This is a genomic window from Nocardia sp. NPDC049737 (assembly GCF_040674755.1).
In the GTDB taxonomy this organism is placed as follows: Bacteria; Actinomycetota; Actinomycetes; order Mycobacteriales; family Mycobacteriaceae; genus Nocardia.
On sequence record NZ_JBFANH010000060.1, the window covers coordinates 1 to 24083 of the forward strand.

Consider the following 24083-nt stretch of genomic DNA (forward strand, 5'->3'; position numbering starts at 1 on the left):
GAAGTTGCGTGAGTTGTTGGCGATGAGTGAGGAAGAGCGCCAACGGCCTTGGATCGAGCATCGCGAGCAATATCATGCTGCCGCGGGTTAGCGGGGGGCTCGTTGGGTGAGCTGCGGTGGACAATGGTGTCGAGGTGATGGTCCGGAGGGGCACGGAGGATCATCGTTGTGGCGGAGCGGGCACAGTCGGCACAGGCGCTCATTGGTCTGATGTGTAGCTTCCGTGCCAGCAGCGGCGAAGTATGGCGAGTTGTCGTTCCGTAAGGGGCGCAGCCAGTTGTTCTTGGATCTTGTCGAGGTAGGCCGGTTCTTCGGCGGTCCACTCGCGGCCGTCCTCGACGTTGTCGGTCAACGGTTGCTCGCTGCTGACGTGCCCGCTTGTTGCCGATAGTGGGTGGTGACTGTCCAACTGGCGTATCGCGTTTCGGCTTCGGGACAGTGGTGGGGAGAATGGGACTGGGGTTACTGTAAGCATGCGGTTGCCTGACTGCGCAACCCGCGTGCTGATTCTCCCTCACCCATGAAACCTTATTCTTGGTGGTGGCGCCACCATTCATGGTTGCCGAAGATGAACGGTCCGTCTTGGGTAGTCGTGACCGACGCCTACCTTGGGTAACTGTTGGGGAACTGGTTTGACTTCGGCTGCGTTAACGCAATTCAGGCGCGTACTCATACGACACGGGGTGGGTGACCAGCTCGAAGCCACACGGGCTGATCGAGGAATCCTCCTTCAGGTAGGCGAGGTCACCGGCGTGGGCCAGCACGGTGTCGACGGGATTGTCGAAAGTGGCGGGGGTGGTTTTGATTTCGAGTTCGAGCCCCAGGAACAGTGGGCCGTCGCCGTGGAAGCGTGGACGGGTTTGTAGTCGTAGCCGTAGACCACAGGATGGCCGGGACGGGCGCAGTCCCGGCGGTAGGTCTCGTCGTAGGGGATGAGATCGAAGCACGCAGCGCATTCGCGGTACCTCATCGAGGCAGGTGTCGCACACCCGGTTTCCGTCTTGGACGCCGTAGGTGTCGGTGCACAGCCGGGCGCAGTCGTCGCAGGATTGGTATTCGCGGACGCAGTTGCCACAGATCTCGCGGGCACCGACCGCCGTCGTGGTGGCGCGGCTGTAGTTCTGGCAGTCCACGCACCGCTCCCATACGGACACACACCGCGCGCACAGCAGAGTCTCTTCGCTGGGGAGGCGCGGGCTGCGGGTGTGCCCACCGCATTCGACGCACACCGACAGCTCATCGACACACGAGACGCACAGGCATTCGCCGTCGACGGTCGCGGTGGGATTCGTGGGCGGCAGGGGATCAGCACACTGCGAGCACGGTCCATTGCGAATGCGGCATAACCCCACGACAAAGCTCTTCGGAATCGCCTCATGACCGCTGGCACGCGTGGCCGCGGAAGTGCTGCTTGGTGCCGCACTTGCCGTAGAAGCGAGCGAGCACACCGGTCCCGAGTCTGCTGCCTCCTGACATGCTTATGAGCCGCAATCCCGTCTGTCGGTCGGGTATGCATGTAGCACAGAGAGGGCCGAGTGTGAGCGAGGGTGAGCTGGAGTGGGTTGATCTGGGCGAGGTCCCGTATCTCGAGGCCGTTGCGCAGATGGAAACCTGGGTTCGAGAGCGGCGAGAGGGGCTGATTGCGGATCGGCTGGTATTGCTCACTCATCCCGCAGTGATCACCTATGGTGTCCGGACCCCCCGTCATGAATTGCCGCTGCAGACCGAGATTCCTCTGGTCGAGGTGAACAGAGGGGGTCAAGCGACCTACCACGGACCGGGGCAGCTGATGGGTTATCTGGTGGTCGATCTCCGTCAGCGCGGCCCCGGGGATATCGTGCGCTGGCTGGAACAAGGCTTGATCAGCGCCTTGGATTCGCTTGGCCTGCGGGCTGTTCGGCGTGACACGCCGGCCATGGCTCAGAGCCTGGTCGGAGTCTGGACGTTGGAGCACAAGAAGGTTGCCTCGATCGGTATGCGGATTCGCGGCGGCGTGACGAGCCATGGGTTTGCTCTGAATATCGCGCCAGACCTGACCGCGTTTTCGGCATTCACCGCCTGCGGGCTGCCCGAGGTGACGATGACCTCCATCGCGGAGATGGCCACTGCCATGGGAATGCCCACCCCTTCAGAAGAGGCGGTGCGAGCGGCCGTAGCGGCAGCGCTCGGAGCAGTTCGACGTTGGCAAACCAGTGCAACAGAGTGTCCTATGTAGCCGCGGCTCATGCCGGTGCGGACGTGGCCGGTGAGCGGGAATGGGTGAGGTCGCCAGTAGAGGGTTTGGCTACCGAGACGAACCTGAATACCGGAGATTTCGTGACCGGGGTAGATGGCCGGCGATTGTTGGTCGATCGGATCTTGGTGGGTGGTCATGGACCCGCTCATGTGGCTGCCGAGATGGATGTGTCGCGGCAGTGCGCGTATCCGATCAGTGGCGCGGTTTCTCGATGAGGGGTTCCGGCCGGACCAGCAGACAGGTCCTCGCGTCTCAGCCACGCAACAACTCCGTTGCTGGGTCGATCGTGAACGGTCGGCTGTAGCAGTTCGGTCGAGGTTAGTGTGCAGATATGGAGGCGCTGGAGCCGGCTCACGGTGTGGAGGCTGGAAGGGGTATTGCTGCGTATTTGCTGGCGAATGTGTCCAGCCTGGCCGACGACATGCAGAGGTACATAGTCGAGCGGATACCGGAGGTCGCTGGGGATGCTGAGCTTCGCGGCCTGACCTTGGGATCGTGCTCGTCGAATCTCGAAGCGGTACTTTCGATGGTTCGCCATGGGATCGATGTAGCGGCGGCGGAGGCGCCGGTAACGGCGCTCGAACACGCGCGAGCAATGGCATCACGGGGGCACAGCGTCGATGTGATGCTGCGGTTCTATCGGTTGGGACATGAGTACTTCACCGAGAAGCTTTCCGAATCGCTCACTGAACGGATCGACGACCCCGCCATCGCGTTGCGGACGTTTGTCGATCTCGAGCGGTACGGGTTTCGATACATCGACCGCATCTCCACTCTTGTGGCTGACGAGTACGTCGCCGAGCTCGACCGACGCCAGAACCAGGCAAGGGCCGAGCGCGCCGATGTCGTGCGCGCCTTGCTCGCTGGGGAACGTGTCGACATCGCCCGGGCCGAACGTGTGCTCGGCCACCGGCTCACCGGTCGGCAGATCGCCTTCGTGTGCTGGGTCGACGACCGTGGCGTCGACCTCGAGGGATTCGCTCGGCAGGTTGGAAGGTTCCTTGGGGCGGGTCACTCGCTCGTCATGGCGGACGGTCCACTCGCGGTGTGGGGATGGGCATCGATCACGGGGGAGGTGAGGACTTCGCTCACGGGCATGGCGACGGAGTTTCCCGGCGAAAGTAAAAACGTTCACATCGCGGTGGGCTCGCCCTATCCGGGGGCTGCCGGCTTCCGTACCTCCCACCTGGAGGCTCTACGCACTCGCCGGGTCATCGAACTGTCCGGTCGCGTGGCGCCATCGATTACTCAGTTCAGCGATGTCGCGTTGGTGGATGCCATCTCGCGTGACCTGGATGCGGCGCGAGCCTTCGTCGCCGCTCAGCTCGGCGCTCTCGCACGCGACGACGCGAAAGAGCGCGGCGAGCGCGCCGCACTCCTGGCTGTGCTCGACGCGCAAGGGAGTCTGGTGATCGCGGCACGCACCTTGGGAATCCACCGGAACACGGTCCTGCAGAGGGTGCGTCGTGCCGAAGAGCGCAGGGGCCGGCCCGCAACTGTCAAGATCGCCGAACTGCACGCCGCCCTCCTCGTCTGCGACGTGCTGGGGGCCTCGGTTTTGCGGGAGTCATAGCCGTACTGACGGAAGCCCGAGTGCGTCGGGATGTGCTCGCAGCACACCGGAGAGGGCTGAGATGGCCTTGTTGACCAATACCAGCCGTTTGTACGTTGTGAGGCATCTCATCCCGAAGCGCGAAGGAGGAGTCAGATGTCGACTACGACTCGACACCCCCAACCCCCAGCAGCCGCCTCGCAGCACGCTTTGCCTGATCCGGGCGAGCAAGTTCCTACGCTGTCCTGGCCGATAGTCGGCATCTTCACATGTGCGCTTGCGCTCTTCGGCGCCTCGACCTGGGCCGCGCTCACCGACGCTTTGCCTGCGATCGCCACCATCGCCGCGAGCTCCGCGGCAATCTTCGTCCTGTTCACCGTGTTGCACGACGCCTCGCATTACTCGATCAGCTCCCATCGCTGGGTCAACGTCGCCTTCGGTCGCGTGGCAATGTTCTTCGTCTCGCCGCTGATCTCATTCAAGTCGTTCGCGTTCATCCATATCGAGCACCACCGCAATACCAATGACGGTGAGTTCGATCCCGATCACTTCGTCAGCGCGGCGCCCTGGTGGCAGCTGCCGATCCGTTTCCCGGCAATGGACCTGCCGTATATCGGTTTCTTGGTGCGTCACCTGCGCCGGCGCCCACGCGCCGAGGTCCTGGAAACGGCGGCGTTGATGACCTTTTCGGTGACGGTGATCGTGGCGGCGGCTTTCGCCGGACAGCTGTGGACGCTCGCGGTGATCTGCCTGATTCCCGGGCGGGTGGCGATGTTCGTGCTCGCGTGGTGGTTCGACTGGCTACCCCACCACGACCTGGAAGACACTCAGCGCGAGAACCGCTATCGCGCGACCCGAAACCGCGTCGGCTCGGAGTGGATCCTGACTCCCCTGCTCTTGTCGCAGAACTACCACCTGGTCCACCACTTGCATCCCTCCATTCCCTTCTACCGCTACGTCGCGGTCTGGCGACGCAATGAGGCCGCCTACCTCGAGCGCGACTCGGCAATAGGCACCGTCTTCGGGCAGCAGCTCGACGCCACGCAGTACCGCGAGTGGAAACGCCTCAACGGCAAACTAGCCGCACTGCTCCCGGTCCGAATGCCGCGTTCCTCCGCGGCACGCCATGCCAGCGCCCACCCGATCCCCGTCACAAGCGTCGAGCCCCTGACTCCGGACAGCGTCAAAGTCACTTTCGACGTTCCCGATCACCTGCGCGACCAGTTCCAATTCCAGGCGGGCCAACACCTGACCGTTCGACACCGCATCGGTGGGCGGGAGCTGCGGCGAAACTACTCGATCTGCACCTCGGCCACATCGGGAGAACTGGCGATCGGAGTACGGCACATCGCGGGCGGGATGTTCTCGACCTTCGCGGTCGAAACGCTGCGAGTCGGTGACGTCCTGGAGCTGATGACGCCCACGGGTAGCTTCGGCGCACCCCTTGATCCACTCGCTCGGCGCGACTATGTCGCGGTGGCGGCAGGGAGCGGCATCACGCCCATCCTGTCCATCATGCGCACCACGATGGAGATCGAGACCGAGAGTCGCTTCATCCTCTTCTACGGCAACAGAACCGCAGAGTCGACCATGTTCGCCTCCGAACTCGATGAGCTCGAATCTCGATATGCAGACCGGTTACGCATATTCCACATCCGCTCAGGCGAGGCGCACCACCCCGCCGCTGTTCGTGGCCGTATCGACCTGGCGATGGTTCAACAGTTGCTCGCCACCGACGTCACTTCGATCGACCGGTGGTACCTGTGCGGCCCGAACGATCTCGTCACGACAATGCGCGAGGACCTCGCATCCGAAGGAGTGCCGACCGAGCGGATACACCTCGAACTGTTCCGCGGCACGAACCGATCCACACACGTCGATGCCTTCCGCGAGTCCGAAGTGACCATCACTCTGTCCGGCGCGCATCACACCGTGGAACTCGCCGCGGGCGAGACCGTCCTCGAATCCGCGCTGAAAAACAATATCGATGCGCCGTATGCCTGTCTTGGCGGCGCGTGTGGCACGTGCAAAGCCAGAATCACAACAGGAGCGGTATCGATGGAGCAAAATTTTGCGCTTACCCCAGCCGAGGTCGACGCCGGCTTCGTACTGACCTGTCAATCTCATCCCACCACCCCAACGGTCGCAGTCGACTACGACAGCTGAGGGACCTCACTCATTCCGGTCAACGACGCACCCTGCACGACAAACACTTTCGTGCCAGCGTCGCGGGCACGGAACTACTTCTCGAACACGGCCTGATTCCGTCGCCGAAGGCGTGACGGAACTCCTCAGAGGTAACGAAGATGTCTATACCGACTACCGCAACAGCGGTCTCCAATTTGCCCGACATCCCCGATGCGATGGCACGGGTTCGCCGCGAGTTCGCCTCGGGCCGGACCCGAGACCGCACTTGGCGTGCGGAGCAGTTGCGGAACGTGATCCGGCTGCTTGATGAGCAGGAGGATCAGATCGTAGCCGCGCTGGCTAGTGATCTTGGACGCAGCCGGGCCGAAGCCTGGTTGGGCGATATATCGTCCACCAGGGGTGAGGCCGTGTTCGCCCTGAAACACCTGCGCCGGTGGATGCGTCGGCGGCGGCAGCCGCTGTCGCTGGTGCAGTATCCGGGTTCGGCCTGGGTGCAGTACGAGCCGCTCGGCGTCGTTCTGGTCATCGGCCCGTGGAATTACCCGGTGTACCTGACTCTTTCGCCGCTGGTGGCCGCGCTCGCCGCGGGGAACTGCGCGGTGCTCAAGCCGTCCGAGTTGGCGCCGGCCACCTCGGCCCTACTGGCTCGGCTGGTTCCGGAATACCTGGACTCCGAGGCGGTCGTCGTGGTCGAGGGCGACGCCCCGGTCACCCAGGAGCTGCTGGCGCAGGGTTTCGACCACGTACTGTTCACCGGCGGCGACCAAATCGGAAGGAAGATCATGGCCGCGGCCGCGGCGACGCTGACTCCGGTGACCTTGGAGCTCGGCGGTAAAAGCCCGGTAATCGTGACCGCCGACGCCGACCTCGCTATCGCGGCCCGCCGGATCGCCTGGGTCAAGTGCGTGAACTCGGGACAGACCTGCATCGCGCCGGACTACGTGCTGGCCGATCACCGTATCCGGGATCGGCTGGTGGACGAGATCGTAGCGGCGATCGAGCAATTCGAGGGGGAGGGGGGCGCAGTCGGCCGCCGGATCGTCAACGAGCGCCAATTCGCCCGACTGGCTACCTATCTCGCGCGGACGCGCGGCACGATCGCGCTGGGCGGGCGGGTCACCGAGGCGTCGTTGTCGATCGAGCCGACCGTGATCGTCGACCCGGATCCCGACGATGCGGTCATGCAGGAGGAGATCTTCGGACCTATCCTGCCGGTGCTGTCGTACGAAAGCCTCGACGATGCGATCTCGTTCGTGAACTCCCGGCCGAAACCGCTTGCCGGGTACTACTTCACGAAATCGGCGGCGGTGGGCGAGCGCCTGGTGGACGAGATCCCGTCCGGCGGTGCGGTGATCAACCATGTTGCCATGCACTGCCTGGTGCCGCAGCTTCCGTTCGGAGGTGTCGGCGCCAGTGGCATGGGCGCCTACCACGGCCGCTGGGGGTTCGAAGCACTCAGTCACCGGAAATCGGTGTTGCGCAAGACCTTCCACCCGGATCTGCAGCTGATCTATCCCCCGTACAGCAAACGGGCGCTGCAAATCCTACGAAAGATCTTCTAGCTACTTGCCCCCGAAAATTCGCCCTGCGAAGGGATCTCTGAGATTCCGAAGACTCCCGCCGATGACCGGAACCCAAACCGACAATCCTCGTGCCGCTGTTCGGGCTGATCCTGTCCCCGCTCCTGATACCCACAGCGGTAGAAATCGCTGGGTGTGGGCGGGACAGGCTACAAGTGAAAGAACCGTGACCGCCTACCGTCGCGAGACCAGCGGTTCGAATCCCTCCGACTTCCGGATGACCTCGCCTCGCCTGAACGCGATCCTGAAAGGTAAAGTGCCCATGACTTTCGATTACGACGTCATAGTCGTCGGCTCGGGCTTCGGTGGCAGCGTGAGCGCGCTGCGCCTGACCGAGAAAGGTTACCGCGTCGGTGTTTTCGAGGCCGGCCGCCGGTTCGCCGACGACGAGTTCCCGCAAACCTCGTGGCGTATCCGGCGCTACCTATGGGCACCGGCGCTGGGATGCTACGGAATTCAGCGGATGACGCTACTCAAGGACACTTTTGTGCTGGCCGGAGCCGGGGTGGGCGGCGGCTCCCTGGTATACGCAAACACCCTGTACGAGCCGCCGGATACCTTCTTTGCCGACGGCCAGTGGGCGCGTATTACCGACTGGAAGGCCGAGCTGGCCGCGCATTACGACCAGGCGAAGCGCATGCTGGGTGTCACTGTCAATCCGGCGATCACGCCTGCGGACCGCGTCATCGCGGAGGTCGCGCAGGACATGGGAATCGCCGACACCTACCAGCGCACACCGGTGGGTGTGTTCTTCGGCGGGCCCGGGCGCCGGCCGGGCGAGGATGTTCCCGACCCGTTCTTCGGCGGCGCCGGGCCGGACCGGCGCGCCTGCACCCACTGCGGCGAATGTATGACCGGCTGCCGGCACAACGCCAAGAACACACTGGTGAAGAACTACCTCTATCTGGCCGAGCAGGCCGGCGCCACCGTGCATCCGCTGACGACAGTGACCGATGTCCGCCCACTGCCGGACGGCGGTTACCAGGTCACCACGGCCCGCACCGGCCGGTGGATGCGCAAGCGGCGGCAGCGATTCACCGCCGAGCAGGTCGTGTTCGCCGCCGCTGCGCTGGGCACGCAGCAGCTGCTGCACCGGCTGCGCGACCGGGGCTCGCTCCCCGACCTGTCCGCCCGGCTCGGGTATTTGACCCGGACCAATTCCGAGGAGCTGCTGGCGGTTCGCAGCCGAGACAAGTCCCGCGACTTCTCCAAGGGCATCGCGATCACCTCCTCCGTCCACCCGGATCCGGACACGCACGTGGAACCGTTGCGATACGGCAAGGGCAGCAACGTCATATCACTGTTGACCACCGTGATGGTCAGCGGCGACGGCCCGCGCGGACTGGACTGGCTGCGTGAACTCGGCCGGAGCCGCCGGGATCTGGTCCGGATCCACAATCCGCGTCGCTGGTCGGAACAGACGATCGGCCTGCTGGTGATGCAGTCGGCGGACAACTCGCTCACCTCCTACACCCGGCGCGGCCTGTTCGGCCGACGCATGACCACCAAACAGGGTGAGGGACAACCGAATCCGGCCTGGATCCCGGCCGGCCACGAGGTCGCGCGGCGGCTGGCCGAGAAGATCGACGGTGTCCCCGCGGCGGCCACCAGCAGCAGCGTCTTCAACATTCCGATGACCGGGCACTTCATCGGCGGCTGCGCTATCGGCGACAGCGCAGAGACCGGCGTCGTCGACCCCTACCACCGGCTGTTCGGTTATCCCGGCCTGCACGTCGTCGACGGATCGACCATCTCGGCGAATCTGGGCGTGAACCCCTCGCTCACCATTACCGCACTGGCTGAACGTGCGATGTCGTTATGGCCCAACCGCGGTCACGCCGATCCGCGCCCCGCACCGGGTGCGGCGTACCAGCGGGTCGCGCCGATCGCGCCCGCGCACCCGGTAGTGCCGCCGGCCGCGCCGGCCGCCCTCCGGCTGCCCATCGTCGGCATCACCAACGGAGACACCGATGGTCGGGCCGACTGGCCGGATGCAGCGTTCGGTGCCGCCACCACTAGCAATTCCGGTAGGAAGCTGCAGGGCCGACCAGGGCCGGTACTGGACGACAGCCCGGCCCGGCCATCGAACTGGACTGCATGTTCCGACAAGGAGATTCACCGGTGAGGACGTCGCTTCGATCCGCCGCTGCGATCACCGACCGGGCCGCTGAGACCGTCCGTGCCGTGCGGACAGAAATAGATCTTCGATGTTGAAAATCCGGCCCACCGAATTCGAGGAGGGCGACCTCGACGCCGGATCTGCAGCTGATCTATCCCCGTACGGCAAACGGGCGCTGCAGATCCTACGAAAGATCTTCTAGGAGGCCGCTGAATCAGCGGTTTTCTGGGTCATCGGTTCGGTGAGTTGTCCGGTGCGGCGACCCGGCCGCTGCGGTTCGCGGCGGGCGGATATGGACAGCGACTTCAGCGCGGTGTGATCGCGGGCCGGTTAATCGGTTTCAGATTTCTGAAAGGTTCAACGATGGTGGAATCCGGCGAGATCTCCTCGCCTGCCCGCTGGGACAGAACACGGTCCGCCGCGGAGGTCGTCCCACGTGCGGTGGGAGAGTTTTTCGGCACCACGCTGGATACCCTGCGGACGCTGCCCCGGCGGCCCTTCCAATTTCGGGAGTTCGTTCATCAGGCCTGGTTCATCGCCAGTGTATCGATTATGCCGACCTTGCTGATCGCGATCCCGTTCTGCGTCATGGTGATCTTTCAGATCAATGTGCTGCTCAACGAGATCGGAGCCATCGACCTGTCCGGCGCTGGCGCCGGAATCGCCGTGATTCGCGAGATCGGTCCGGTAGCAACCGTTTTGGTGGTGGCCGGTGCAGGCGCGACGGCGATCTGTGCGGACTTGGGCGCACGGACCATCCGCGAGGAGATCGACGCGATGCGGGTGCTGGGCATCGACCCGATACATCGGCTCGTCGTGCCTCGGGTGCTCGCCTCCACGGTCGTCGCGCTGTTCTTGAACGGACTGGTCACCGCAGTCGGCCTGGCCGGTGGCTACCTCTACGCGGTCTATCTCCAGGGCGCGACACCCGGCCAGTTCATTACCGCGATTCCGCTTTTGACCGGGATACCGGATCTGCTGGTCAGCGAGCTCAAAGCCGGGATATTCGGGCTGTTGGCCGCGCTGGTCGCATGCCATCTGGGTCTACATGCGAAGGGCGGCCCGAAAGGGGTCGGGGACGCCGTCAATCAGACCGTCGTTTTCAGCTTCGTCTTGTTATTCCTGGCCAACTCCATCATCACCACCCTGTGGCTGCAATGAACGGACCGATATGACCATCACCAGCCAACAGCCGTCCGCGGCCGAGCTGCTACGACGGAAGTCGTGGGGGCGCAGCGTAACCGCCGCCGCTGCGCGCCCCGGCGACGCCGTCGGCGGCCTCGGCCACCAACTGTCGTTTCACTTGCACGGAATCGGTTGGATTCCACGCACACTGCGCCGCTATCGCGGTGAGGTGGTCCGCTTGATCGCCGAGGTCAGTCTGGGATCCGGTGCGCTCGCGGTGATCGGCGGCACCGTTGTTGTCATCGGATTCCTCACCGCCGCCGCCGGTTACGAGGTCGGCCAGCAGGGAGCCACCTCGCTCGGGCGCGTCGGCGTCGAAGCGATGTCCGGATTCATTTCCGCATTCTTCAATACGCGTGAGGCCATTCCGGTGGTGGCCGGTGTCGCGTTGACCGCGACCGTGGGCGCTGGGTTCACCGCGCAGTTGGGTGCGATGCGGGTGAGCGAGGAGATCGACGCACTCGAGGTGATGTCGATTCCCTCGGTTCCGTATCTGGTGACGACCCGCATCCTGGCCGGGCTGCTCGCGATTATCCCGCTCTATGGCATCGCGCTGTTCATGGGCTACGCCTCGACCCAATTTGTCAGCATCGTGCTGTCCGGACAGTCACCGGGCACCTACGACCACTACTTCAATCTCTTCCTCGTGCCGACCGACGTGCTGTGGTCGCTGTTGAAAGTCATCGTGTTCTCGGTGGTCATCATGTCGGTGCACTGCTATCACGGCTATCACGCCGCGGGCGGCCCCGCGGGTGTCGGGGTGGCGGTGGGCCGGGCGGTGCGCACCTCGTTGATCGCGATCATGATCATCGACCTGATCATCGGAGTCGCCGTCTACGGCGGCGTCCACTCGACCGTTCGGGTGTCCGGATGACCCTGGAAGTCTCCCGGCGCCGCGCCCTGCTGCTCGGCATCAGCGCCATCGCCGCCTTCGTACTTGCCTGGACCGGCGCAATCGCCTCCTGCAGTGGCGAATTCGTCGCCAGCACTCGCGTCTACCTGCTCGCCGACCGGGCCGGGCTGCTGATGGGGCCCGGATCCGATGTGAAGGTGCGCGGCGTGGTCATCGGGCGGGTCAGCGCCGTCGAAGTCGACAACGATCGGGCGAAGCTGACCTTGGACCTGAATCCCGGCCAGGCGCGGCGGATTCCGGCGAACGTCGGCGCCGAGATCGCCCCGACCACCCTGTTCGGGCGCAAATTCGTCACCCTGGTCTGGCCGGATCAACCGGCGGCGACGACACTCGGTGCGGGCTCGACGATCGATGGGTCGAAGGTCAGCGTCGAAGTGAACGACGTGTTCGACACACTGCTCGCCCTACTGAAAACCGTTGAGCCGCAAAAGGTTAACGCGACACTGGCCGCGCTCGGCACCGCCCTGGACGGGCACGGCGCGCGGTTCGGCGACCTACTGGTGTCCACCGATCGCTACCTCGGGCAGTTCAACGAGGCGATACCGACATTGCGGCGCGACGTGCCACTGCTGGCCGACAATCTCGACACCTTGGCAGCGGTCACACCGGATGTCATGGCCACGCTGAAGAATCTGTCGACGACCAGCACCACCCTCGTCGAGAAGCAGGCGAGCCTGAGCGCCTTCCTGCTCTCGTTCACCCAATTCGGCAATACCGGAGCCGCATTCACGAGCGCTTCGTCCGCGCCGTTGATCGGTGCCGCCGACGCACTGGAACCGACCACCGGGGTGCTCGCGGAACAGTCTCCGTCGTTCACCTGCTTGCTGTCGGCTCTCGATCACGATCGCGGGTTCCTCGAGAACGCGCTCGGCGGTGGGCGGCCCGGTTTGAACATCCTGAGCAGCCTCTTGCTGGGTGACGCGCCCTACCGCTATGACAAGGATCTGCCCGTGAACGGTGCCAACGGCGCTCCCTCCTGTTATGGATACCCCTACACGAAGGAGAGCCCAGCTGCGGGCCATATCGACTTCGACACCGGCACAACGGTATACGGGCCGATTCGCGGTCCGGAGGATCTGCTGGGTAACCCGTTCGCCGCACTGATATATGGACTGACACGATGATCGCCCGCCACGCCGGACTCAAGCTGATTATCTTCCTGGTGATCACTACGGTCATCTCGGCCATGCTCGTCGTGGTCGTCGGCGAATTGCGTTTCGTGCCGACCCACACCTACCGTGCGCTGTTCACCTCGGCCTCGGGCATGAAATCCGGCGATGACGTCAAGCTCGCCGGAGTGCCGGTCGGCAAGGTGAAATCCGTCGAATTCGCTCACGATCGGCTCGTGCAGGTGGCCTTCACCGTCGACCGGGACATCGAAGTCCATATCAGTTCGCGTGCCGCGATCAGATACAAGAATCTGGTCGGCGATCGCTACCTGGAGTTGACCGTCGAACCCGACGGTTCAGGCGTGCGTTCCGAGCAGGATCCCATTCCCGTTACCCAGACTGCTCCGGCGCTCGACATCGACAGTCTCGTCAATGGTTTCAAGCCGCTCCTACAGGGATTGGACCCGGACCAGGCCAACAGGCTGTCGGGATCGTTGATCGCGGTGCTCAACGGCCAGGAGCAGAATATCGCCGCGTTCGTGGAGCAGATCGGCTCACTGGGCAATACGCTGGCCGATCGCGACCAGGTCATCGGATCGACGATCGACAATCTCGGCGCGGCGCTTGCGGTAATCGATCAGCGCGGCAAGCAATTCGACACACTGGTCGTCGACTTGCAACAGGTCGTCAGCGGTCTCAACGCGGATCGGGACACCATAACCGCAGGTCTGACCGGCATCGACTCGGGCACCGCCGAAATCGCCGGACTACTGCGCGACGACCGCCCCGCCATCGCCGGTGACGTCGCACAGCTGCAACAGCTGGCGGGCAACCTCGATGCCAATTCCGACTCGCTGTCGCTGTTGCTCGCGAAGCTGCCCATCACCTATCGCCTGGCGGGGCGGGCCAGCAGTTACGGCAGTTTCGTCAATTTCTTTCTCTGTGGTCTCACGATCCGGTACCCGGCGATCGGTGGCTCCGGCTACCAGGACTCGCCGACGTTCACCGTCCCGGCCGAAAGGTGCAAGTGACGCCGCAATGAAACCCTTCTCCGAACGTAACCCCGTACGAATGGGCTTGGTGGGCACTGGCATTGCCGTTGCCCTGCTCGTCGGCGCGTTCAATTACCAGCGCATCCCCGGGCTGCCGGGACATCAGACGATGGTGGCCGAGTTCGCCGATGCCAGCGGCCTGAACGCCGGTGACGCCGTGCAGATTTCGGGCATCAAGGTAGGTACGGTCGACCGCATCACGCTGGGCGGCGACCACGTCGATATCGCCCTGCGCGTGGACACCCATGATCAGCGTCTGGGTACTCGCACGACCGCCGCGATCAAGGTCGAAACGGCGCTCGGCCGCCGCTATGTCGAGTTGCGGCCGGACGGCGACGGCACCATCGGTGATCGAATTCCGTTGGACCACACAACCTCCGGCTACGACCTCACCGAATCGCTGAATCAGCTCACGTCGAAGTTGGCCGACACCGACAAGGCCCAGCTGGCCGATGCCGTGGACAGTGTCTCGAAGGTGCTCGCCGCGTTGCCCGCGAACCTGCGCCCCGCACTGGACGGGGTGTCGCGGCTATCGCAAACGATCGCGTCCCGCGACGGCGCATTGCGCGATCTCCTCGACCACACCGGCAGCGTGACCGGGATTCTCGCCCAACGCAATCAGAACCTCACGACTCTGGTCACCGATGGCGGTTCACTGTTCGCGGCACTCAACGACCGTGCCGCCACGATCCGCGCACTGCTGGTCGATGTTCGCGATGTCAGCACCGAACTGCATGGGCTGGCTCAGGACAACAAGCAGGCACTCGCGCCCATGCTGGCCAACCTCGATCGAGTCCTTGCGCTGCTGAACTCCAACTACGACAACATCAACTCCGCGATCTCCGGTTTGCGGCCGTACGTGACCCAAATGGGTGAGGTCGTCGGCAGCGGACCGTTCTTCGGTGTGCTCCTGCACAACATCACGCCCGCGAACCTCAATGGACAGCAGCCCGGCAGCCCGGGAGGAGGCCGATGATGACCACACTGCGCGCGGGCTGGTCCCGCATCCCCACGCCCGGACGGATTCTCGCCGCGCTGCTCGTCGCGGCGCTGATCAGTACCGGTGTCACCTTCGGGCTCACTCGGAACGCGACCGTCCGCGTCACCGCGTACTTCGGCAACTCGGCCGGTCTGTATACCGGAGACCGCGTCACGCTGCGCGGTGTGCCGATCGGCGCGGTCGACGACATCACGCCCGCGGGTGATCGCGTCCGTGTCACCCTGCATTTCGACTCGGCACACCCGGTGAGCGCCGACACCCACGCCGTGATCGTGGCCCCCACCCTGGTATCGGGCCGCTACATCCAGCTCATTCCGAAACGCGGTTCGGAGCCCGAACTTCAAGACGGCGCGGTGATTCCACTCGAACGCACCGCCGTCCCGGTACCGTTCGACGAGATCAAGAAGCAGGTCACCGACCTGGCCACCCAGCTCGGACCGGAATCCGGCGACCCGATCGGCCCGCTGGCCCGATTCACCGACGCCACCGCGAGCGCGCTACGAGGCAATGGCGCAACGCTGAACGACACACTGGTCAACCTGTCCAAGGCGATGCAAACGCTCGCCGATGGCGGCCCCGACCTGTTCGCTACCGTGCGGAACCTGCAAACCGTGATCTCGGCGCTCGCCGCGAACGACGGACAGGTCCGTACTTTCGTCGACCAGCTGGCCGGAGTGTCGAATCTGTTGAACGACAACCGGACTCAACTCAACGCGGCGCTGCACGCGGTTCAGGCGATGCTGCCCGAGATCCGTACCCTCGTCGCCGAGAATCGCGACGCACTGAAATCCGATGTCACCTCACTGACCCGGATCACCTCGCTGCTGATCGACCGTGAGGACGACCTCGCCCAGATCCTCCATGCCGCGCCGACCACCATCGACGACCTCTACAACATCTACGACCCGTCCTCGAAATCGGCCACCGCCAACGCCAATATCCCGGACTTCCCGGATCCGATGTCGCTGATCTGCGCGCTGCTCACCACAGTCGACGCCCCACCGGCCGAATGTTCGCGCGCCAGTGCGCAATTCGGTGATCTCTTCGGCGCCGCCGTACGCGCCGCCACGGGCGCGGGCTCATCACCCGTCCCCACCCCCGGCCCGTCCGCGCAGCCGGTCATCCCCGGACTGTCCGATCTCCTAGTCCCCGGAGCCCGCTGATGAAAGCTTCTGCACGACTGAGCGCCGGTGGAGTGCTGCTGATCGCGGCACTGCTGACCGCCGGCTGCCGTTTCGACGGCGCCAATTCAATCCCGTTGCCGGGCAATACGATTCATCACGGCTCATACACCATTCAAGTTCAGCTGCGCGATACCCAGAACCTGATCGCCAATTCCTTCGTCAAGGCCGACGACGTCACCGTCGGCACCATCACCGCGATCACCGTCCGTGACTACCACGCCGACATCACCCTCGAGATCGACAAGAGCGTTCGGCTACCCGCGAACACCACCGCCCGGTTGGCGCAGACCAGTGTGCTCGGCGCCCAATACCTCGAGCTGATCTCGCCGTCGCAGAGTAAGTCGGACCGGTTGCTGCGTGACGGCGACGTGATTCCGCTGGCGGCGACCTCGGAGTACCCGGCGACCGAGAACGTACTCGCGGCCCTGTCGCTGGTGCTCAATGGCAGTGGGCTGGAACAGATCCGGACCATCCTGGCCGAACTGAACCAGGCATTCGGCGGCCGGGAGGAGGCGATCAACCGATCCTTCGAACGGCTCGCGACCTTCGCCAACGGGCTGGACACTCAGCGCGACAATATTGTGCGCGCCATCGACAGCCTCGACGCGCTGGCGAAAGAGCTTGCCGCGCAGAAGGACACACTCGGCACCGGCATCGAGCAGATCCAACCGGCGTTGGCCGTGCTCGACGAGCAGAAGGCACAGCTCACGACCATGCTCGACAGTACCGGGAAATTCGGCGCGCAAGCCGCGGCGGTGCTGCACGACAGCCGCGACAACCTCAGCGCCGACCTGCACAACTTGCAGCCCACACTGACCCAGCTCGCCGCGGCCGGTTCCGATCTCAGCGGGGCACTGCTGCTCGCCCTCAGCTTCCCGTTCCCGGTCACGGTGGCCGAGCGGGCCATCAAGGGCGACTACCTCAACCTGTTCCTCACTCTCGACCTCACCGTTGAAGGCATCCAGAACAAGGTCCTCGGCAGTATTCCGTTCAACCGCCTGGTCCCCATGTCCAATCGCGCCGTGAATCCGCTCATCGCACCGACCCTGCCGGCGTCTGCCGATGGGATGGCGCCGGCAGCCGACCCGAATGGGGGACCGCGATGAAGACCCGTCTCGTCAAGGGCCAGCTCATGGCTTTCACGCTGCTCGCCGTGGTGAGTCTGCTCTACGGCCTGGTCAACTACGTGGGCATCCAGCGGCTCACCGGACTCGGAACATACACGGTGACAGCGGATTTCGAGAACGGGAGCGGGGTGTACGAATCCGGTGCGGTCACCTATCGCGGGGTGGAGGTCGGCCGCGTCGCCGGAATAGATCTCGAGGGCGATCTCGTGCGTGTGCGCATGCAACTGCGCAACGACTACCGAATCCCGGCCTCGGCGGGAGCAGCCATCAAGAGCATGTCGGCGATCGGTGAACAGTATGTGGATCTGATTCCTTCCGACGACAAAGGCCCTTACCTCCGGGACGGCAGCGCCATCCCGCGGTCGAAGACCAGTGTGCCGATACCCACCGCGCGAGTGCTCGACCAAACACAGACGCTGCTGAAGAGCGTATCCACCGACTCGCTGCGAACCGCGATAGACGAAACCTTCCAGGCCGTCAACGGCACCGGCCCCGCCCTGGCGACACTGATCGACTCTTCCGCCGATCTGCTCGCCCTCGCGCAAGCCGATATCGATCCCACCCTCACCCTGCTGTCCGACGCCGAGCCGCTGCTGCGCACCGGAACCTCGGTCCGGACCGAAATCCATTCCGCGACTCGGGATTTGGCCGGGTTCACCGAGCAGTTGGCGCAGAGCGACGAGCAAGTGCGGGAGGTACTGGAGCAAGGCCCCGCCACCGCCGATACCATCTCCGGTACGCTCGCCGACCTCACGACGCCGCTCCCGGTGCTGCTGGCCGACCTGCAAACCTTGGGACAGGTGCTGCGGGTCGATATCGCGGGTGTTCGGCAGATCCTCGTCGTATATCCGGCGCTGGCAACAGCGTTGAACTCCAGCTTCGTCGGCGGTGGGTTCCAGACGAACGGTGACACCATGGGCGCGCAGATCCCACTGGACGTCAAACTGGGAAACACCGAGAACTCACCACCGTGCACGGAGGGCTACCAGGGCACCGTCCGCCGCGACCCCTCGGATACAGGTCCCGCCGAGGTGTCCGCCAACAACTATTGCCGCATTTCCCCCGATAACCCGAAGGTGGTCCGCGGCGCCCGAAACCTTCCATGCGCCAGCGATCCCACGGTCCGTACCGCCGAGGTGGCGAATTGCCCAGGCGGACTGCCCTCGACCTGGCCGGGGATGCTCGCCCATCCCGGTGATCCCGCACCGGGCGCGGCTCCGCAACTCTCCGATCCCGGCAAAGCCGCGCCGGCCGTTCCCGCCCCGATGCCACCCCCTTCCACCCCGGCGGCGATCACCACCCCGTATGCGGAATACGACGGGACTTTCCGTGGACCGGACGGGATCACCTATGTCCTTGGGCACTCGGCCCAATCGGTCACCCAAGCAAAGGAGTACCAGGGATGGCAATCACTGCTGATCAAGTAGACGTGGCCGAGGTCGCGTCCGACTCCGGAGTGGGGGAACCGCGGTCACGTCCGGGTCCGTCATGGCGGGTATGGGCTATCGCCGTTCTCGCCGCGGCCGTGGTGGCGTTGGGTGGCGTCAGCATGCAGCTGTGGCTCGATGTCCGGCACAACCAACAGGACGACAGCCGCGACCATGCCGTACTCGACACTGCCCGCCGCATTGCCGTCCAGTTGATCACGCTCGATCATGCCTCGGCAGAAAAGAATCTCGGGGCGATCGCCGCCGATTCGACCGGATCGTTCCGTGACCAATGGGACAAGATCTCCGGCAATTTCGTCACGGTGCTGCGCAACGGCAACGTCGAATCCACCGGGGAGGTCAAGGAAGCCGGGATCGTCGCGATCAATGACAGCCAGGCCACCGTGCTGACAGCGGTTACTTCCACGGTTAAGAACACCGAAGCCCCCGAGGGACAGCAGCGGGTCTACCGCATGAAGATGACTCTCGACCACACCGGCGGCCGATGGCTCGTCTCGAACGTGGAGTTCGTCGCATGACCGCCGGCGCCACCGACAACGCGGTCGATGTCGATGTAGAAGAACTCGACCTGGAAGAACTCGACAATGCCGAGTCCTCGGCACAGGCGGGCGGGTCGCGACAGCGCCTCCCACAACGCTGGTTCCGGCGCCTGTCGACGATGAACAAGCGGACGACGATCACCACCTTTGTCGTACTGGTGCTGCTGCTGGGCGCGGCGACCACCACGACGGTTGTCTTCGGACGCAGCGTTTCGCAGCACAAAGCGACAACGGCCGCCGCGCAGTCCGCTCAGGAATCGGCGCGATCGAAGATCTCCACCGTGCTGTCGTACAACTTCAATACGATCGACACCGAATTCCCTAGGGGCACAGACAATCTGACCGGCAAGTTCCGGAGTGATTTCGCCGAACTCAGTTCGAAGGTGATCATCCCCATCGCCCACCGAGATTCGATCATCACCACGGCGAAGGTTGTCGAATCGTCGATCGTCACCGCGGCCGCCGACAAAGTCACAGTGCTGCTATTTCTCAACCAAGAGACCTCGAGCACCAAATACCAAGGACCTCGCCTGGATGGCAGCCGAATTCGAGTCGGCATGACCAAGGTCGACGGCCAATGGCTGATCTCCGACATCACGCCCGTCTGATATCCGAAGAAGGAAATAGCTGATGAACCTTGCTGAAAATCTCGTGATCACCGCGCGCAACCACTCGGCTCAAATCGCGATTCGACTCGATGAAGTAACCATCTCGTACGCGCAACTGGAAGCGCTCAGTCAGCGGGTCTCCGGGATACTGGCCGAATACGATGTCGCGGTGGGGGATCGGGTCGCGATCATGCTCCCGAACGTCCCGCAGTTCGCCGCTCTCTACTACGGCATCCTGCGCGCCGGGGCAATCGTCGTGCCGATGAACCCATTGCTCAAAGAGCGTGAAGTCGCCTACTATCTGCGCGATTCCGGTGCCAAGATCATTTTTGTCTGGCAGGGCTTCGACGCCGAAGCCTCCGCAGGTGCCGAGCGGACGGGCGCTAGCGTGATCACGGTTGATCCGATTGCGTTTCTCGATCGGGTGATGGCCACCGAGCCGCGCGACATCATGGTCGATCGCCAACCCGATGACACCGCGGTAATCCTGTACACCTCGGGCACCACCGGTCAGCCGAAGGGAGCGGAGCTGACTCACTCCAATCTCGCGGGCAATGTAGACGTGTGCGCCGAGACACTGATTCACGCGCGTTCCGAGGACGTGATTTTCGGTGGGCTACCGCTGTTCCACGTGTTCGGGCAGACATGTGGGTTGAACGTCGCTGTGCGGGTGGGCGCGACGCTGACACTGCTGCCGAGGTTCGACCCGGCCAAAGTTCTGGAAATTCTGGTCCGGGATGGGGTGACGATCTTCGGGGGAGTGCCGACGATGTACTCGGCGTTGCTGAACCAACCGGGCGCGGCCGACGTCGATCTCGGCGCGCTGCGCGTCTGTGTCAGCGGCGGATCCGCACTGCCGGTTGAGGTTTTGCACGCATTCGAGAAGCAGTTCGGGTGTGTTCTGCTCGAAGGATACGGGCTGTCGGAGACTTCGCCCGCCGCTTGTTTCGCTCACCCCGACAGGACCCGTGTCCCCGGTTCCATCGGAACTCCGGTCCGAGGTGTCGAGTTGAAGGTGGTCGACAACGATGGCCGCGCCGTAGCAGACGGTGCCATCGGTGAGATCGTGATCCGTGGCGACAACATCATGAAGGGTTATTGGAACAAGCCCGAGGAGACAGCCGAGACCATCATCGACGGCTGGTTCCACACCGGCGATCTCGGTCGAGTAGACGAGAACGGCAACTACTTCATCGTCGACCGCAAGAAGGACATGATCATTCGCGGCGGCTACAACGTGTATCCACGTGAAATCGAAGAGGTGCTCTACGAGCACCCCGATATCGCCGAGGCGGCGGTGCTCGGTGTGGCCCATGGCGAACTCGGCGAGGAAGTCGGTGCCGCCGTCGCCCTCAAACCCGGTGCCACTGTTACCGCTGAAGAATTGCGCGACTTCGTCAAGGAGCGCGTTGCCGCATACAAATACCCGCGCCAGGTCCACATCGTAGACACACTTCCGAAGGGTCCGACCGGGAAAATCCTCAAGCGCGAAATCACCCTCTGAAAGGAAAGATATGCCGCCGGCCGTCATCGCCTACCAGTCGGCCGAGCGCTGATCAGTTGATGCAAAACGGATCGCTGGACCTAGAGGCACTGACCGCAACTTGCGTGGCAGCGGTCGGCGAGGAGCTCAGCCACGGCCGTGGAACCTTGGTTCGCAAGCTCTACCAACGGCTTTCGCGCGAGATCATGGAATTGCGCGGCGATGCGGGTCTCGACAAACTGTTGATCGCGAGCATCGAGGGCAACGTCGAAACCGTGCTGCCTTTTCTTCAGTACGGTGCCGACATCGGCGCTGCGGAGGCCCCGCCCGCAGCCACCGAGTACGCCCGTCGTCTTGCCCAGCACGGCATTCCGGTTCGGGCGCTCGTCCGTGCGTACCGGCTTGCCCAGGACACGGCTCTGCAGCATGCCTTGGCAATCGTCGAGACCAAGGTCAGTGACCCGCAACTGGTTGCCGCCGTCGCCCGCCGGCTCGCCACGGCGAACTTCGCCTACATCGACAGCGTGACCGAACAGGTTCTCGAAGCCTATGAAGAGGAACGCGATCGGTGGCTGCAGGACCGCAACGCGACGCGCGAGGCGCTCATCCTCCAATTGCTCGACTCCGAGCCCGATGACCTCGCCGGCGTCGAAACCACACTCCGCTACCGCTTGTCACACCGCAGACACCTATCCCTGATTGTCTGGTCCCCACTCGCCGAGCAGGCAGGCACGTATGTCGCCAACCTCGCCCGATTCACCAACGACCTCGCCGACGAGCTCGGCTGCGCCCAGCGCCCTTTGTTCCTGCCACGTGATCAAGGAACCGGCTGGGCCTGGCTACCTCTCGCACACACCCCGACCCGTGGGAATCTGATGGAAGCGGTGCAAAAGCTCGCGGCGGGAATCTCAGTCGCGGCGGGAGAAGCAGGCATTGGTATCTCCGCATTCCGCCGGAGCCATCAGCAGGCGCGTCAGGCATACAAGGTCATGCTCGCCGCGGCGGACGACGTGCCCATGGTGGCAACCTTCTCCGAGATCGGCGCCATCGCTCCGCTCTGCGACGATCTCCCAGCCACAAAGGCGTGGGTTGCAGAGACGCTGGGCCGGCTCGCGCTCGATGACCCATCGCACGCCCGTCTTCGGGAAACGTTGCGCGCATTCCTCCTGAGCGGAAGCAGCTATACCGCCACGGCCCAGCAACTCGCCCTCCACCGCAATTCGGTGCTCTACCGGGTTCGCCGAGCCGAGGAGGAAATCTGCCGCCGTATCGAATTACACCGGCTGGACATCGAAATCGCACTGCGGGCCTGCCACTGGCTCGGCAGATCCGTCCTGACCGAACTTGCTTGACAGCCGAGAGGTGCAGGCGGGTGCATAAATCGCGGAGCAGAGTTCGTGCGCCCAACCGAGCTGTACGCCGACGCCGGACATGGCGCCATCCTCCAGAATCGCGAAGTGTTGGTCACCGTGGCCCTGAAATTCCTCGGGCAATAGGCCCTCCCAGTAGAGGACGCTGCCCGATCTGTGGCCGGGCAGCGTCCCGTCTCAACGGACTACTTCGCTTCCTGGAGTTCCGGCACGACGAGTCCGAGCATGGCCTCAATTTCATCCAACGCCTCGCCTGTGTAGACCGCGAGTCTTTGCATGTGCGGTAGCCGATCTCGGCAGCCGACGAACCCGACGTTGAACCGCCCGGCACTGGAGAGCACGGTGATGTTGAGCGCCTGTCCGTGCGCCAGCAACGAAATCGGATAGGTCTCCTGCACCCGTGCACCGCACAGATACAGCGGTTCCAGCGGACCTGGGACATTGGACATCACCAGATTGAAGGGTGGCCGGGAGCGGCCCGCAATTCCGATGATGTTCTGCAGGATGAAGGGGCCGTTCGTCAACACTCCGTAGTAATCGCCGACCACCTGCGGCAGATCATAGAACTTCTGCTTGGCGAGCGTGGTCGACCGGCTGACCAGTTTGATCCGGTCGATCGGGTCGGCAATATCGGTGAACAGTTTCGCAATGACCATAGCGACCGCGTTACCGCGACCGTCCCCCGCGCGACGAACCGAGACCGGCGTTCCGGCCACGAGGCTCTCCTGCGGCACCTCATGGAATTCGCTGAGATAACGACGCAGAGCGCCGGCGCAGATTCCGATGAACACATCGTTGATGCCTTGTTCGAGTACCGCATCGGCGAGCTGTTCGTCGGCCAGAGCGTGGGAAAAGTCCGGTGTGCCAACCATTGTGGCGAAACCACCGAGGACTCGCATGCAAGATCAGGCTCAGAGAGCTGCTTTGAACTCCCAGGTGGTGGCCGCGAATGCCGTGAACAACTTGGGAAGGCCTGTGCCCTTGCCCAGCACGCGGGCGTCACCGGCCCAGCGAGCTTGCGCCAAGGTGAGCGTGCCCATGGTCAACGCGATGAAGGTCGCGGACGAACAGTGGAGCCTGATCGGCGACTCCGACTCTGATTCCCCGGACGCCACCGACAGCGCAGACTCGCGAACGCTCATCGTGAAGACCTCGGGAGTGTGTACGACGCACACGAGGTTCAGGCCCGACAGCAGATTCGGGGAGACCGCTCCCGTCATACAGAGCGCGACCATGTCGGGTCGGGCCGTTTCCGGCTCGATTCCCTCTGACATCAGACCGAGTCCCCAGAGCCCGAAGCCGATGACGGGCGTCCGCAGTCCCTCACCGAACTCCGTCAACGCGTAGGCACCGCTGGATGCCTTCGCCACGACGCCGACCCCTTGGAGCCGACGAAGCCGGCTCGTCAGGCGGTTCGGTCCGGCGGCCGG

General features: G+C 63.9%; 19 protein-coding genes and 1 pseudogene. 17 read left to right on the forward strand and 3 right to left on the reverse strand.

The window, feature by feature from the left end; genetic code table 11:
- Nucleotides 1–647: 647 nt before the first annotated feature.
- Nucleotides 648–1133: a hypothetical protein gene (locus AB0J47_RS40520; protein WP_364359477.1), complete on the reverse strand. Its 486-nt coding sequence runs from the start codon at nt 1131–1133 to the stop codon at nt 648–650.
- Between the two features lie 404 nt (nt 1134–1537).
- Between AB0J47_RS40520 and lipB the strand changes: the two genes are divergently transcribed.
- The 17 genes from lipB to AB0J47_RS40605 all read left to right on the forward strand — a co-directional run bounded on the left by lipB (nt 1538) and on the right by AB0J47_RS40605 (nt 22635).
- Nucleotides 1538–2215, forward strand: a complete 678-nt coding sequence (gene lipB, locus AB0J47_RS40525; protein WP_364359480.1) for a lipoyl(octanoyl) transferase LipB — start codon at nt 1538–1540, stop codon at nt 2213–2215.
- Between the two features lie 352 nt (nt 2216–2567).
- Complete coding sequence (locus tag AB0J47_RS40530; protein WP_364359483.1) at nt 2568–3809, forward strand: helix-turn-helix domain-containing protein; 1242 nt, start codon at nt 2568–2570, stop codon at nt 3807–3809.
- A 135-nt stretch (nt 3810–3944) separates the two neighbouring features.
- A complete protein-coding gene (locus AB0J47_RS40535; protein WP_364359487.1) occupies nt 3945–5954 on the forward strand; it encodes a fatty acid desaturase in 2010 nt (669 codons plus the stop codon).
- A gap of 140 nt (nt 5955–6094) precedes the next feature.
- On the forward strand, nt 6095–7498 hold the full coding sequence (locus tag AB0J47_RS40540; protein WP_364359490.1) for an aldehyde dehydrogenase family protein: 1404 nt from the start codon (nt 6095–6097) through the stop codon (nt 7496–7498).
- Between the two features lie 280 nt (nt 7499–7778).
- Entirely contained in the window at nt 7779–9641 is a 1863-nt protein-coding gene (locus tag AB0J47_RS40545; protein WP_364359493.1) for a GMC family oxidoreductase, read from the forward strand.
- Between the two features lie 357 nt (nt 9642–9998).
- Nucleotides 9999–10796, forward strand: a complete 798-nt coding sequence (locus tag AB0J47_RS40550; protein WP_364359496.1) for an ABC transporter permease — start codon at nt 9999–10001, stop codon at nt 10794–10796.
- A gap of 10 nt (nt 10797–10806) precedes the next feature.
- A complete protein-coding gene (locus tag AB0J47_RS40555; RefSeq protein WP_364359499.1) occupies nt 10807–11694 on the forward strand; it encodes an ABC transporter permease in 888 nt (295 codons plus the stop codon).
- Nucleotides 11691–12857: an MCE family protein gene (locus AB0J47_RS40560; RefSeq protein ID WP_364359502.1), complete on the forward strand. Its 1167-nt coding sequence runs from the start codon at nt 11691–11693 to the stop codon at nt 12855–12857. The genes AB0J47_RS40555 and AB0J47_RS40560 overlap by 4 nt, the downstream gene beginning before the upstream one ends.
- Nucleotides 12854–13873 (forward strand): MCE family protein, encoded by a 1020-nt coding sequence (locus AB0J47_RS40565; RefSeq protein WP_364359505.1) that lies wholly within the window; start codon nt 12854–12856, stop codon nt 13871–13873. Before AB0J47_RS40560 ends, AB0J47_RS40565 begins: the two co-directional genes overlap by 4 nt.
- Before the next feature lie 40 nt (nt 13874–13913).
- Entirely contained in the window at nt 13914–14870 is a 957-nt protein-coding gene (locus AB0J47_RS40570) for an MCE family protein (protein ID WP_364359529.1), read from the forward strand.
- On the forward strand, nt 14870–16057 hold the full coding sequence (locus tag AB0J47_RS40575; protein ID WP_364359508.1) for an MCE family protein: 1188 nt from the start codon (nt 14870–14872) through the stop codon (nt 16055–16057). The genes AB0J47_RS40570 and AB0J47_RS40575 overlap by 1 nt, the downstream gene beginning before the upstream one ends.
- Nucleotides 16057–17184 carry an MCE family protein gene (locus AB0J47_RS40580; RefSeq protein WP_364359511.1) on the forward strand — a complete coding sequence of 376 codons (1128 nt, stop codon included), beginning with the start codon at nt 16057–16059 and terminating at the stop codon, nt 17182–17184. Before AB0J47_RS40575 ends, AB0J47_RS40580 begins: the two co-directional genes overlap by 1 nt.
- Nucleotides 17181–18632, forward strand: coding sequence for an MlaD family protein (locus AB0J47_RS40585; protein WP_364359514.1), 1452 nt, complete (start codon nt 17181–17183; stop codon nt 18630–18632). The genes AB0J47_RS40580 and AB0J47_RS40585 overlap by 4 nt, the downstream gene beginning before the upstream one ends.
- A complete protein-coding gene (locus AB0J47_RS40590; protein ID WP_364359517.1) occupies nt 18608–19171 on the forward strand; it encodes a hypothetical protein in 564 nt (187 codons plus the stop codon). Before AB0J47_RS40585 ends, AB0J47_RS40590 begins: the two co-directional genes overlap by 25 nt.
- Nucleotides 19168–19800 carry a hypothetical protein gene (locus AB0J47_RS40595; RefSeq protein WP_364359520.1) on the forward strand — a complete coding sequence of 211 codons (633 nt, stop codon included), beginning with the start codon at nt 19168–19170 and terminating at the stop codon, nt 19798–19800. The genes AB0J47_RS40590 and AB0J47_RS40595 overlap by 4 nt, the downstream gene beginning before the upstream one ends.
- A 19-nt stretch (nt 19801–19819) precedes the next feature.
- Entirely contained in the window at nt 19820–21304 is a 1485-nt protein-coding gene (locus AB0J47_RS40600) for a long-chain fatty acid--CoA ligase (protein WP_364359532.1), read from the forward strand.
- Between the two features lie 104 nt (nt 21305–21408).
- Nucleotides 21409–22635 (forward strand): helix-turn-helix domain-containing protein, encoded by a 1227-nt coding sequence (locus AB0J47_RS40605; RefSeq protein ID WP_364359523.1) that lies wholly within the window; start codon nt 21409–21411, stop codon nt 22633–22635.
- 203 nt (nt 22636–22838) lie between these two features.
- On the opposite strand, the gene AB0J47_RS40610 is transcribed toward AB0J47_RS40605, so the two are convergent.
- Together AB0J47_RS40610 and AB0J47_RS40615 are read right to left on the reverse strand one after the other, a co-directional pair.
- Nucleotides 22839–23525: a WS/DGAT domain-containing protein gene (locus AB0J47_RS40610; RefSeq protein WP_364359526.1), complete on the reverse strand. Its 687-nt coding sequence runs from the start codon at nt 23523–23525 to the stop codon at nt 22839–22841.
- Between the two features lie 39 nt (nt 23526–23564).
- Nucleotides 23565–24083 (reverse strand): annotated as a pseudogene (locus AB0J47_RS40615) (hypothetical protein); the annotation flags it as partial.